The 13,546-nt window shown below is 41.8% G+C and carries 13 protein-coding genes and 1 riboswitch; all 13 genes read right to left on the bottom strand.

Annotation, left to right across the window (positions count from 1 at the left end):
• Positions 1-83: 83 nt before the first annotated feature.
• Positions 84-1,619: a bifunctional phosphoribosylaminoimidazolecarboxamide formyltransferase/IMP cyclohydrolase gene (gene purH / locus V514_RS0115385; protein ID WP_029500774.1), complete on the bottom strand. Its 1,536-nt coding sequence runs from the start codon at positions 1,617-1,619 to the stop codon at positions 84-86.
• Positions 1,620-1,738: 119 nt separating this feature from the next.
• A complete protein-coding gene (gene purN, locus V514_RS0115380) occupies positions 1,739-2,299 on the bottom strand; it encodes a phosphoribosylglycinamide formyltransferase (RefSeq protein ID WP_029500773.1) in 561 nt (186 codons plus the stop codon).
• Positions 2,299-3,354 (bottom strand): phosphoribosylformylglycinamidine cyclo-ligase, encoded by a 1,056-nt coding sequence (purM, locus tag V514_RS0115375; protein ID WP_029500772.1) that lies wholly within the window; start codon positions 3,352-3,354, stop codon positions 2,299-2,301. Before purM ends, purN begins: the two co-directional genes overlap by 1 nt.
• 13 nt (positions 3,355-3,367) lie before the next feature.
• Entirely contained in the window at positions 3,368-4,792 is a 1,425-nt protein-coding gene (purF, locus tag V514_RS0115370) for an amidophosphoribosyltransferase (protein WP_029500771.1), read from the bottom strand.
• On the bottom strand, positions 4,768-7,002 hold the full coding sequence (gene purL, locus V514_RS0115365; protein ID WP_029500770.1) for a phosphoribosylformylglycinamidine synthase subunit PurL: 2,235 nt from the start codon (positions 7,000-7,002) through the stop codon (positions 4,768-4,770). Before purL ends, purF begins: the two co-directional genes overlap by 25 nt.
• A complete protein-coding gene (gene purQ, locus V514_RS0115360; protein WP_029500769.1) occupies positions 6,992-7,672 on the bottom strand; it encodes a phosphoribosylformylglycinamidine synthase subunit PurQ in 681 nt (226 codons plus the stop codon). The genes purL and purQ overlap by 11 nt, the downstream gene beginning before the upstream one ends.
• Position 7,673: 1 nt before the next feature.
• On the bottom strand, positions 7,674-7,922 hold the full coding sequence (gene purS / locus V514_RS0115355) for a phosphoribosylformylglycinamidine synthase subunit PurS (RefSeq protein ID WP_029500768.1): 249 nt from the start codon (positions 7,920-7,922) through the stop codon (positions 7,674-7,676).
• A 1-nt stretch (position 7,923) separates the two neighbouring features.
• Positions 7,924-8,637, bottom strand: a complete 714-nt coding sequence (purC, locus tag V514_RS0115350; RefSeq protein WP_029500767.1) for a phosphoribosylaminoimidazolesuccinocarboxamide synthase — start codon at positions 8,635-8,637, stop codon at positions 7,924-7,926.
• Positions 8,638-8,737: 100 nt separating this feature from the next.
• The gene (gene purB, locus V514_RS0115345) at positions 8,738-10,036 is read right to left on the bottom strand and encodes an adenylosuccinate lyase (protein ID WP_029500766.1); all 1,299 of its coding nucleotides are present in this window, start codon (positions 10,034-10,036) and stop codon (positions 8,738-8,740) included.
• Between the two features lie 17 nt (positions 10,037-10,053).
• Positions 10,054-11,178, bottom strand: coding sequence for a 5-(carboxyamino)imidazole ribonucleotide synthase (gene purK, locus V514_RS0115340; RefSeq protein WP_029500765.1), 1,125 nt, complete (start codon positions 11,176-11,178; stop codon positions 10,054-10,056).
• A complete protein-coding gene (gene purE, locus V514_RS0115335; RefSeq protein ID WP_029500764.1) occupies positions 11,175-11,663 on the bottom strand; it encodes a 5-(carboxyamino)imidazole ribonucleotide mutase in 489 nt (162 codons plus the stop codon). The genes purK and purE overlap by 4 nt, the downstream gene beginning before the upstream one ends.
• Before the next feature lie 133 nt (positions 11,664-11,796).
• A riboswitch (purine riboswitch) is annotated at positions 11,797-11,895 on the bottom strand.
• Positions 11,896-11,983: 88 nt separating this feature from the next.
• Positions 11,984-12,175 (bottom strand): NETI motif-containing protein, encoded by a 192-nt coding sequence (locus V514_RS0115330; RefSeq protein ID WP_029500763.1) that lies wholly within the window; start codon positions 12,173-12,175, stop codon positions 11,984-11,986.
• A 114-nt stretch (positions 12,176-12,289) separates the two neighbouring features.
• On the bottom strand, positions 12,290-13,495 hold the full coding sequence (locus V514_RS0115325) for an NAD(P)-dependent malic enzyme (RefSeq protein ID WP_029500762.1): 1,206 nt from the start codon (positions 13,493-13,495) through the stop codon (positions 12,290-12,292).
• Positions 13,496-13,546: the final 51 nt, after the last annotated feature.

Here is a 13,546-nt window from a genome sequence, read left to right as displayed (position 1 = left end):
TCCTAAAAATAAATGATGAACAAAAAGGAAACCGTGCAACTGCGCAGTTCCCTTTTTGTGTAATGCTTACATGCTGTTTAAGCTTAGTGTTTGAAGTGACGTACGCCAGTCGTTACCATTGTGATACCCGCTGCGTTTGCTACGTCGATTGAATCTTGGTCGCGCTTAGAGCCACCTGGGTGGATAATTGCTGTAATACCTGCTTTGATTGCTTCTTCTACTGTGTCAGGCATTGGGAAGAATGCGTCAGATGCTAATGCTGCACCTTTTGCTTTGTCGCCTGCTTGCTCTAAAGCGATTTTCGCAGAGCCTACGCGGTTCATTTGACCAGCACCTACACCTAATGTCATTTTGTCATCTGTTACAACGATGGCATTCGATTTTACGTGTTTTACAACTGACCAGCCAAGTTTTAAAGCATTCCATTCCGCTTCTGTTGGTTCGCGGTCTGTTACTACTTGAATGTCTGCTTCGTCAAAGCCGTTACGGTCTGGTTCTTGAACAAGTAAGCCGCCTTCAACTGATACAGTGTTGAATTTGTCTTTTGTGTTTTGTTCGAATGAAATCGTTAGTAGGCGAATGTTTTTCTTCACTGTTAATTTTTCAAGTGCTTCTTTTGAGAATGAAGGAGCAATGATAATTTCTAAGAAGATACCCGCAAGTTGTTCAGCTGTTTGTGCATCTACTTCGCGGTTAAGAGCTACGATACCACCGAATATTGATGTAGAATCTGCTTCGTATGCTTCGTTAAATGCTTCTGCAATTGTTGCACCTACACCTACGCCACATGGGTTCATATGTTTAACAGCTACTGCTGCTGGTTGTTTAAATTCTTTCACAATTTGCAGTGCTGCATTTGCATCTTGAATATTGTTGTACGAAAGTTCTTTACCATGTAATTGTTCTGCGTATGCTACTGAGAAATCAGAAGCTAAACGTTTTTGGTAGAATGCTGCTTTTTGGTGAGGGTTTTCACCGTAGCGTAATGGTTGTTTTAATTCGTATGTTAATGTTAATTGATCTGGGAACTCTTCGCCTACGTAATCTGTTAAGTAGTTCGAGATGTATGAATCGTAAGCCGCTGTGTGACGGAATACTTTTGCAGCTAAGCGACGGCGTGTTGCAAGCGTTGTTTGACCATCTGCTTTTAATTCTTCTAATACTGCCGCGTAGTCGTTAGCATCAACGATTACTGACACGTATTTTTGGTTTTTCGCTGCTGAGCGTAGCATTGTAGGACCGCCGATATCGATGTTTTCGATTGCATCAGCAAGCTCTACGTTTGGTTTTGAAATCGTTTCAACGAATGGGTAAAGGTTTACACAAACGATCTCGATTGGCGCAATGCCATGCTCTTCCATTTGTGCTTTATGTTCTGGGTCATCAAATTTCGCAAGAAGACCGCCGTGGATTAATGGATTTAACGTTTTCACGCGACCGCCAAGAATTTCTGGGAAGTTTGTTACTTCGTCTACAGCTGTTACAGCTACACCATTTTCTTGTAAATGTTTTTTCGTACCACCAGTTGATAAAATTTCATAGCCTAATGTTTCTAATTCCTTCGCAAATTCTAAAATGCCCGTTTTATCAGAAACACTGATTAATGCTCTTTTCGTCACAATAAGTTCCTCCTTAGATTATGTACAGCAAATTTAGTTGTTTGAAGTGCCTATTTATGCAGACACTTCAGTTAACTAAATTATTCATTTTTATGATTTTATCTTACACAAGTCAACTGCTAATTGAACAACTGTTTTAATACATCTGTATATAAACCATGTTCTACAGCATGAATGTTTGCTTCTGTTTCTTCGCGGTTTCCGTCTACAACATCAACTGCACGTTGCATAATGATGCTGCCGGTATCCATTCCTTCATCGACATAATGCACCGTAACACCTGTTACTTTGACACCATGCGCCATCGCTTGCCCAATCGCATCTTTCCCTGGGAATGATGGCAGTAGTGATGGATGAATATTGATGATATGACTCGGATACGCTTCGAGTAACGTCGAACCGACCAGTCGCATATAACCAGCTAGCACAAGAAATTCCACATCATTTTTACGAAGTTCTGCTAAAATTGCTTGTTCGTAAGCGTCCTTCGAGTCAAATGTTTTTGGACTAAGCGCTAATACCGGAATATTTTTCGCTGCCGCTCGCTCCGTTACATAGGCACCGGGCTTATCGGTAACAACGAGTTTAATCGTTGCATTGATGTCGCCACGCTCAATTGCTTCCTGAATTGCTTGAAAGTTTGAGCCGCTACCTGATGCAAAAACTGCGATGCTCTTCATTATGCAAGACTCCCATCATGCTCACCGTTAAAGATAACACCTTCACCAGCAACCACTTGACCAATTTTATATGCTTTTTCACCATGACGTTCTGCAACGGCAATCACTTTTTCAACATCTGCTGCAGGAACAGCTAACACGTAGCCAATCCCCATATTAAATACGTTGAATAAGTCTTTTTGTTGTAGCTCACCTTGGTCAGCTAAGAAATCAAAGATTGGTAGTACTGGCCATGAACCTAGCTCTACTTCTGTTGCAAGACCTTCTGGCATCATGCGTGGAAGGTTTTCGTAGAAGCCGCCGCCTGTAACGTGCGCCATACCATGTACATCCGCTTCTTTTAACATATCAAGAACGGGTTTAGCATAAATTTTTGTTGGTGTTAATAACGCTTCACCGATTGGGCCAAGATCTTCGTAACCTTCGACGATTTGGTCTGGCGTATAGCCTTTATCAGCGAAAACGATTTTACGTACTAATGAGTAACCATTTGAGTGCACACCGCTTGAAGCAATCCCTACTAAAACGTCACCTGCAGCAATGCGTTCACCTGTTACGATATCTTTTTTCTCACAAGCACCTACTGCAAATCCAGCTAGATCATACTCATCTTCTTCGTATAAGCCTGGCATTTCAGCCGTTTCGCCACCGATTAATGCAGCGCCAGATTGTACACAACCATCTGCTACACCTTTTACGATTTGTTCGATTTTTGCTGGAACAGCTTTCCCTACCGCTACATAGTCTAAGAAATAAAGAGGCTCTGCACCTTGTGCTACGATATCATTAACGCACATCGCAACAGCGTCAACGCCGATTGTGTCATGTTTATCGACCATAAATGCAAGTTTTAATTTTGTACCAACACCGTCAGTACCTGAAATTAATACAGGTTCTTTTAAGTTTAGCGAAGATAAATCGAACATACCTCCGAAGCCCCCAAATGTTCCCATAATGCCTTTACGTTCTGTGCGGGCTACATGTGATTTCATACGTTGTACTGCTTCATAACCAGCTTCGATATTTACGCCAGCTTGTTCATATGCTTTTGACACAATAAGTTCCTCCTTAGTTTTGTAACTCTTTTTCGTGTGGTAGTACGGTATCTGAAAAAATTTGCGTTGGATATTGTCCTGTGAAACATGCTAAGCAAAGGCCGCGATTCTCTTCATCGAATGGGCGCTCTGTTGCTTCAATCATGCCTTCAGGAGATAAGAACGTTAATGAGTCAGCGCCAATTGTATCGCGAATTTCTTCGACTGATTTTGTAGAGGCGATTAACTCTTCACTTGTCGATGTATCAATGCCATAGTAGCAAGGATTAGACATCGGTGGTGAGCTAATAACAACATGTACTTCTGCAGCGCCAGCTTCTTTTAGCATCGTTACGATACGGCGAGAAGTAGTACCACGTACGATCGAGTCATCGACCATGACAACACGTTTGCCTTTCACAACTTGAACAACTGGTGATAATTTCATTTTTACGCCACGTTCGCGTAGTTCTTGTGTTGGTTGAATAAATGTACGACCAACATAGCGGTTTTTGATTAAACCTAGTTCATATGGTAAGCCACTTTCTTCGGCAAAGCCGATTGCAGCTGAAATACTTGAATCTGGAACACCTGTCACAACATCTGCGTCGATATGCGCACATTCGCGTGCTAATTGACGCCCCATACGTTTACGAGCCATATGCACGTTAATGCCATCGATGTCTGAGTCTGGTCGTGCTAAGTACACATATTCCATCGCACACATCGCACGTTTTGTTTCGACCGCAAAGCGTTCAGATGTAACGCCGTCATCGTTAATAATTAACAATTCACCTGGCTCTACATCGCGAACATATTCTGCACCGATTAAATCGAATGCGCATGTTTCAGATGCGACAACATAACCTTCGCCTAGTTTACCTAGCGCAAGTGGACGTAAACCTTGTGGGTCACGCGCCACGATCATTTCGTCTTTTGTCATAATTAAGAAAGAGTAAGCGCCGATTAATAAATTCAGCGCGCTCTTCACTTTTTCTTTGAATGGTAATAAAGTCGAACGCTTAATTAAATGCGCGACAACTTCTGTATCTGAACTAGAGTGGAAAATGCTACCTTGACGCTCAAGATGCTTTTTCAAACGATTCGCGTTGACTAAGTTCCCATTATGAGCAATCGACAAACTACCTGTCGAAGAGTGGAATAATAACGGTTGTACATTTTCAATGCCGCCGCCACCAGCCGTTGTATAACGCACGTGTGCGATGGCCGCTGTACCTTCAACAGCACGTAACTTTTCTTCGTCAAAAACATCGTTAACTAAACCTTCACCCTTTACAGCACGTAGACGTACGCGGTCTGATACGACAATACCAGCACCCTCTTGTCCGCGATGTTGTAAAGCATGTAGCCCATAGTAACTTAATTGTGCTGGGTTTGCATTGTTCCAAATCCCAAACACGCCACATTCTTCGTTTAAGCCTCTGAGTTCAGCAAGCATGTGATAGCTCCTCTCCAAGCGTCATGGAATTCTGCTACGGCGCCCTCTACATAAGTAGTACCATCTGTTCCTTTAATAACAAGGTTAGCGTTTGGTGTAACGATACCAACTTTGTTTGCAGCAGGAACGATTTCTTCAAATTGTGCTGCATTTTCTTGCGCGACTGTTACAATAAAGCGAGATTGTGATTCAGAGAATAATGCTGTTGTTGCAGAACCTGTAAGTTCTACTTCAGCACCAAATTCTGTACCGAATACGGTTTCAGCGAATGCTACTGCAAGACCACCTTCAGAAACGTCATGTGCAGATTGAACAATGCCTGCTTTAATCGCTTGTAGTAATGATTGTTGGTGAGCATTTTCTACTTCTAAATCAATCGCTGGAGCTAAGCCGAACACTTTGCCACCGTTTGTTAATTTTTGAAGTTCAGAACCACCAAATTCAGTTGCTGTTTCACCAATTACATAAATCACGTCACCAGCTTGTTTTGCTTCTTGTGTTGTCACATGAGCAAGATCTTCTACTAAACCGACCATACCAATTGTTGGTGTTGGGTAGATAGCTTCTGAGCTGCGTTCGTTGTAAAGTGATACGTTACCACCGATAACTGGTGCGTTTAATACGCGACAAGCATCTGAAATACCATCTGCTGATTTTTCGATTTGCCAGAAGATTTCAGGTTTTTCTGGGTTACCGAAGTTTAAGCAGTCTGTAATAGCAAGTGGTTGACCACCTGAAGCGATAATATTACGCGCTGCTTCTGCAACTGCGATTTTACCGCCCACTTCTGGGTCTAAGTAGATGTAGCGAGAGTTACAGTCTGTTGTCATCGCTAAACCTTTATTCGTGCCACGTACGCGGATAACAGCTGCATCACTACCTGGTGCAACAACTGTTGACGTACGCACTTGATAATCGTATTGACCGTAAACCCACTCTTTTGAAGCGATTGTTGGTTGTTGTAATAACGCAAGTAATGTTTCTTTATGATCCGCTACTTGTGGTTCTTCGTTTTTCATTTGTTGGAACTCTTCGAAGTAAGCTGGTACAGCCGATGGTTTGTGGTAGACAGGCGCATCTTCTGCTAACGCATCAACGGGTACATCTGCTACAACTTCACCGTGGTGTAATAAGCGGAATTGTTTATCGTCTGTTACGACACCAACTGATACAGCATCTAAGCCATATTTTGCGAATAAATCAACGATTGGTTGCTCTTCGCCTTTTTTCACGACAACAAGCATACGCTCTTGAGACTCTGAAAGCATCATTTCGTAAGCTGTCATGCCTGTTTCACGTTGTGGTACTAAGTCTAAGTTCATTTCGATACCAGAACCAGCTTTTGAAGCCATTTCTGATGCTGAAGATGTAAGACCAGCCGCACCCATATCTTGAATCCCAACTAAGCTATCAAGTTTCACTAATTCTAGGCAAGCTTCTAGTAGAAGTTTTTCCATGAATGGGTCACCAACTTGTACTGCTGGGCGATTTTCATCTGATGTTTCTGTTAATTCTTCTGATGCGAATGTAGCACCGTGGATACCGTCGCGGCCTGTTTTAGCACCAACGTACATAACTGTATTACCTACGCCTGCTGCGATACCTTTTTGGATATCTTCGTGGTTGATTAAACCAACACACATTGCGTTTACTAATGGATTTCCTTCGTAGCAAGGGTCAAATTGAATTTCGCCACCTACCGTTGGAATACCGATACAGTTACCGTAGCCTGCGATACCAGCGACTACTTCTTCAAATAAATATTTCACGCGTTTTGATGCGTCTAGTTCACCAAAACGTAATGAGTTTAACATCGCTACTGGACGCGCCCCCATTGAGAATACGTCACGGATAATGCCGCCAACGCCTGTTGCAGCACCTTGGTAAGGCTCGATTGCTGATGGGTGGTTATGCGATTCCATTTTGAATACAACCGCTTGGTTATCACCGATATCAACGATCCCAGCACCTTCACCAGGGCCTTGTAATACTTGTGGACCTTCTGTTGGGAATTTGCGAAGAACAGGCTTAGAGTTTTTGTAAGAGCAGTGTTCTGACCACATTACTGAAAACAGACCAAGTTCTGTCCAGTTTGGTAAGCGTCCTAAAATACTTTCAACAAGGGCAAACTCGCTATCGCTCATACCTAAATCTGCATACATTCGTTGTTCTTTAATTTGCTCCGCTGTTGGCTCAAGCTTAGTTGACATTTGATTCCCTCCACTGTTTTACAATTGATTTGAATAAATTAAGACCATCTGCACCGCCGATAAGATCGTTTACTGCGCGCTCTGGGTGAGGCATCATGCCAAGTACATTACCGCGTTCGTTTACGATACCTGCGATGTTTTCTAAACTACCATTCGGGTTTTCGCCATTGTATGTGAAAACAATTTGATTATTGTCTTGTAATTGCTTTAATGTCGCATCGTCACAGTAGTAGTTACCTTCACCGTGTGCGATTGGAATATTGATAACTTCACCTTTATCATAGCCATTTGTGAATAATGTGTTGTTGTTTTCAACTTTTAATTCCACTGTGTTACAAATGAATTTTAAGTCGCGGTTACGAAGAAGTGCTCCTGGTAATAGGCCCGCTTCCGTTAAGATTTGGAAGCCATTACATACGCCTAATACTGGTTTGCCAGCTTCAGCTGCTTTTTTTACTTCTTTCATAACGTTTGATTGGTTTGCCATTGCGCCACAACGTAAGTAATCACCGTAAGAGAAACCACCCGGTACTAAAATACCGTCGTATGCACTTAAATCTGTTTCGTCATGCCAAACATATTCTGCTTCTTCGCCAAGTTCGTCCTTGATTGCGTGATACATGTCTAAATCACAGTTCGACCCAGGGAATACGAGTACTGCGAATTTCATGTTAGTTAGCCTCCTCGACTTCATAACGGTAGTCTTCGATGACTGTGTTCGTTAGTAATTTTTCACACATTTCTTTGACTGCAGTATCGATATCGCGCTCTGCGTCAGCTAGTTGTAATTCTAAGAATTTACCGATGCGTACGTCTTGTACTTCATCGTATCCCATGTTGTGTAGTGAGCCCATTACTGCTGAGCCTTGTGGATCTAAAACACTTTCGCGTAATGTTACGTATACTTTGACTTTTTTCATGTTATGCTTGTCCTCCTAGACGAGAAAGAATAATTTTGTAAACCTCTGTTAAATCACCTAAACCACGGCGGAATACGTCTTTATCTAAGTGCTGGTTTGTTTCTACATCCCAAAGACGGCAAGTGTCAGGTGAGATTTCATCTGCTAATAATACGTTGCCTTGTGCATCGCGACCAAATTCTAATTTGAAATCAACTAACGTTACGCCAATTTCCTTGAAGAATGGTGCCATGACATCGTTAACTTGTAGTGCTTTTTCATAAAGCGCTTGTACTTCTTCTTTTGTAGCAATTCCTAAAATGTCGATATGCTCATTATTGATGATTGGATCACCTAGATCATCATCTTTGTAGTAATACTCAACGATTGTACGTGGAAGTACTGTGCCTTCTTCCATGCCAAGACGATTTGCTAAGCTACCTGCTGCAATATTACGTACTACGACTTCAATTGGAATAATGTCGACTTTTTTAACTAATTGATCGTTATCGTTTAGTTTCTCGATAAAGTGAGACTCGATACCAGCTGCTTTTAATTTGTCGAAAATCAATGATGTAATGCTGTTGTTTAGCACACCTTTACCAGCGATTTCAGCTTTCTTTTCGCCGTTGAATGCTGTCGCGCTATCTTTGTACTCAACGTATAATACGTCCTCTGTATCTGTTGCATATAAGCGTTTTGCTTTACCTTCGTATAAAAGTTGACCTTTTTCCACTTTGAATTCCCCCGTAGGATAATTAGTTTATTGAATAATCGAAATTTTGAAAATAGAGTGCCAGCGCACTGACGGTGTGCTGGCAATTTAAAGCTATTTATTAATCGTTAAGACCAAGACGTTCAAAAATCATATCAACATTTTTTAAGTGATAGTTGTAATCGAAGCAATCTTCAATTTCTTCTGCAGAAAGTAGAGAAGAGATTTTTTCGTTGCCTTCTACTAATGGACGGAATTGGATTTGCTCATCCCAAGAACGTGCAGTAAGTGGTTGTACTGTATCGTAAGCTTCTTCACGAGAAAGACCTTTTTCGATTAGTGCAAGTAATACACGTTGAGAGTAGATTAAACCAAATGTACGCGTCATGTTGCGTTTCATGTTTTCTGGGAACACGCTTAAGTTTTTCACGATGCTACCGAAACGGTTTAAAATGTAGTTAATAGCAATCGTTGTGTCTGGAACGATTACGCGCTCTGCTGAAGAGTGAGAAATATCACGTTCGTGCCATAATGGAACGTTTTCGTAAGCAGTAAGCATGTGACCGCGTACTAGGCGAGCCATACCAACCATGTTTTCAGAACCGATTGGGTTACGTTTATGTGGCATTGCTGAAGAACCTTTTTGACCTTTAGCGAAGCCTTCTTCTACTTCACGAGTTTCTGATTTTTGTAAACCACGAACCTCAGTAGCGAATTTTTCGATTGATGTTGCGATTAAAGCTAATACTGAGAAGTATTCAGCGTGACGATCACGTTGAAGTGTTTGTGTAGAAATTGGTGCAGCTGTTAAGCCTAGTTTTTCACATACATATTTTTCAACGAATGGATCGATATTTGCGTATGTACCTACCGCACCTGAAATTTTACCCGCTTCGATTGTTTTAGCAGCTGCTTCAAAACGAGCTTGGTTACGAAGCATTTCTTCGCGCCATAGTGCAAGTTTTAAACCGAAAGTTGTTGGTTCTGCGTGAACGCCGTGTGTACGACCCATGCAAACGGTCATCTTATGTTCTTTTGCTTTTTCAGTAATGATGTCGATGAAGTTTTGGATGTCTTTGCGGATGATTTCATTCGCTTGTTTGATTTGGTAAGAAAGTGCAGTGTCTACTACGTCTGTAGAAGTTAAGCCGTAGTGTACCCATTTACGTTCGTCGCCAAGTGTTTCAGAAACGGCACGAGTGAATGCTACAACATCATGACGTGTTTCTTTTTCAATTTCTAAAATGCGGTCAATATCAAATGAAGCATTTTCGCGTAATTTTTGAACGTCCTCTTTCGGAATAACTCCTAGTTCTGACCATGCTTCACAAGCTAAGATTTCAACTTCAAGCCATGCTTGGTAACGGTTTTGTTCTGTCCAGATGGCGCCCATTTCAGGACGAGTATAACGTGCGATCATTGTATAATGTTCTCCTTTTATTCTGCCCAAATAGCAGATTGATTAATTTCTTCTAAGGTATGATTAATATCATCCGTCATTATTGTAACATGTCCCATTTTACGATTGTTCTTTGCTTCTGATTTTCCGTATAAATGAATCGACCAATCAGGATATTTGCCAATCGAATTAATCACCGGTACGACATGTTGCCCTAACACATTGACCATAATTGATGGTGTGTGCAGCTTCGGCTTACGAAGAGGCCAGCCGCATACCGCGCGAATATGTTGATGGAATTGTGAAATGTTGCAAGCTTCAATTGAATAGTGCCCTGAGTTGTGAGGACGTGGTGCTAATTCATTGATAACGATTGAGCCATCTTCTAATACAAACATCTCAACAGCAAGCGTACCAACTAAGTTTAGCGCATCAGCAATTTTGATTGCTTCCTCTTCTGCTTGTTTTAGTGTTGCTGCACCGACACGCGCCGGTACGATCGTTTCGTGTAAGATATGGTTGACGTGCACATTCTCACCCATCGGTAAGCAGTATGTTTCGCCTTGTGGGTTACGTTGTACAATAACCGATACTTCCATAACAAACGGTACAAATGCTTCTGCAACACAAGCTGAGTGTTCGAATAAGCGCTCTGCTCCAACAAGATCCGCTGCTGATTTCAATGTTAGCTGCCCTTTGCCGTCATAGCCGCCACGCGCTGTTTTTACAACACATGGGTAACCAATCTCTTGGACTTTTGCTAATAGCTCTTGATAGTCATTGGCAACGATATACGGTGCAACAGGACTACCTGCTTCTGTAATCGCTGCTTTTTCTAAAATACGATCTTGCGTCGTGCGAACAAGCTCTGCACCTTGAGGAACATAGGCAATTTCAGTTAAGCGTTTTAAGCCGTCATAATCAATGTTTTCAAATTCATATGTGATCACATCACTTACTTCTGCTAATTCTTCAAGCGCTGCCTCATCATCGTAAGGTGCGACGATGCGAATATCTGCTACTTGGCCACATGGTGAATCCATTGAAGGTTCAAGTACAGCGATTTTAAAGCCTGCTTCTTTCGCCGCTAGTGCCATCATGCGCCCTAGCTGACCTCCACCGATAATACCGATTGTTTGTCCTGGATAGATCGTTGCTGTCACTGTAAGTCACCTGTGCTTTCCATCGCTTTTGCTTTCATTTCTAAACGACGTGCTTCTAATTTATCTGTAATCGCTTTGTCTGTCGTTGATAAAATTTGTGCTGCTAGTAAACCAGCGTTTGTTGCGCCAGCTTTACCAATCGCCACTGTTGCTACTGGTACACCACCAGGCATTTGGACAATTGAAAGTAATGAATCTAAACCATTTAATGCGCGAGACTGAACCGGCACACCAATAACCGGTAATGTTGTTTTCGCAGCAACCATACCTGGTAAATGCGCTGCGCCACCTGCACCTGCAATGATTACTTCGATTCCACGTTCACGAGCTCCCTCAGCATATTCAAACATTAAATCAGGAGTACGATGTGCGGATACTACTCGTTTTTCATAAGGAATTGCTAGCTCATCTAAAATGTCGCATGCATGCTTCATCGTTTCCCAATCGCTAGAACTTCCCATAATGACACCAATTTTCGGATTCATCTTATATACGCTCCTTTGGACAAATAAAAAATCCCCAAATAACCTAAGCTCTACACACATATGTGGAAAAGCCAGTTACTCAAGGATCAACGAAAGCAGTAAGCTCACCTCTGTGAACTCAGCGCAATATTCCTAAGTGCTTGCTTTCCCGCATAGTCCAACATTTACGGTGTCGGGTAGAGACACTAGAGCCAATCCTCTAGCATATATGTGGGATATATTGTTTTCATTGCCATTCTAACAACGCTACGGAAAGAAGTCAATAAAAAACGAACAATTAAATTTTAATTTTTTTAATCGTTCGTATTTTTTATCTATTTTTAATCACTTTCAACTAAAACACCTTTGAATTTAATCAATTGGCGAACCGGAACAGGATTGCCGTCAATCATCTCAAACAATGGCTCTTCTTTACGCGCTGCTGGCATATAACCATCTTTCTGCATTCTATCCAAACATTCGCTAATTGTTTCATTTTCTTCTACTTCATACCATACGGTTTTCTTTGCCAAACTTGTACACTTCCTTATAACTCTTTGCCATTACCTTACCGTTTATTGTACCGAAAAACAACTAAAAGAGCGCCGGTTTCACATAACTGACGCTCTTTTTAACAAAACCATTTATTATTTTGCAAATACCGGAATTTTCGCTTTTGCGATACCTGTTGCATAGGCACAATGTCTAACTGCATGCGCTACTGCCTCCGTTACGTCCGTTTCAAAAACATTCGGTACAACTGTTCCAGCCGCTAATTGCTCACTCGTTACGAGATTTGCAATCGCTTCAATCGCTGCAAGTTTCATCCCCTCGGTAATCGCCGTCGCTTGAACATCTAGTGCCCCACGGAAAATACCAGGGAATGCGAGCATATTGTTAATTTGGTTTGGATAATCCGAGCGCCCCGTCGCAATCACTTTCGTTCCCCAAGCAACCGCATTTTCATATGTTACTTCAGGATCTGGGTTTGCTAGCGCAAAAACAATTGGATCGACATTCATCGTCGCAATCATTTTTTCTGTCAATACATTTGGTGCCGACACGCCGATAAAAATATCCGCATTGACTACAGCTTCTTCAAGAGAGCCTTGTAAGTTATTTGTATTACTCCACAATGCTACATATTCCTTCTCCGAATTCATCCCCTCTTTACGCCCTTCATATATAATTCCTTTTGAATCGCAAACAACAATATTAGAACCTTGATAACCTAATGACAATAACATTTTTAAAATCGCAACACCTGCCGCACCTGCGCCGTTAATAACAACTCGCACTTGCTCCTTCTGCTTGCCGACAATTTTTAATGCATTGATCAGTCCTGCACCAACAACAATCGCTGTACCATGCTGATCATCATGAAACACCGGAATACCCAGATCCTGCAGACGAGCTTCAATTTCAAAGCAACGTGGTGCCGAAATATCTTCTAAATTAATCGCTCCAAATGTAGGAGCTAATGCACGTACAATTTGGACAATTTCATCCGTGTCCTTCGTATCTAAACAAATTGGCACCGCATCAATTCCTGCAAACTGTTTTAAAAGGAGCGCTTTTCCTTCCATTACCGGCATTGCAGCTTCGGGACCAATGTCTCCTAATCCAAGCACCGCTGTACCATCTGACACAACGCCGACGAAATTGCCTTTCATCGTATACGTATACGCTTTTGTCACGTCTTGTTGGATTTCTAAACATGGCGCCGCTACTCCAGGTGAATAGACTAAACTCAACTCTTTTACACTCTCTACGGGAACACTCGCCTCTACCGTTAGTTTCCCTCTAAACTTTTCATGCAATGTTAATGCTTCTCTCTTCAACGCTTCCTTCATGTTCATCCCTCATTCCAATTTTTCATTTTCCGTTGATAGCTCCATATATTA

Origin of the sequence: Kurthia huakuii LAM0618 (genome assembly GCF_000505545.1) — a bacterium.
Taxonomy (GTDB): Bacteria; Bacillota; Bacilli; order Bacillales_A; family Planococcaceae; genus Kurthia; species Kurthia huakuii.
Note: the sequence above shows the minus strand (reverse complement) of the source record. Positions and strands in the feature narration are given on the sequence as shown.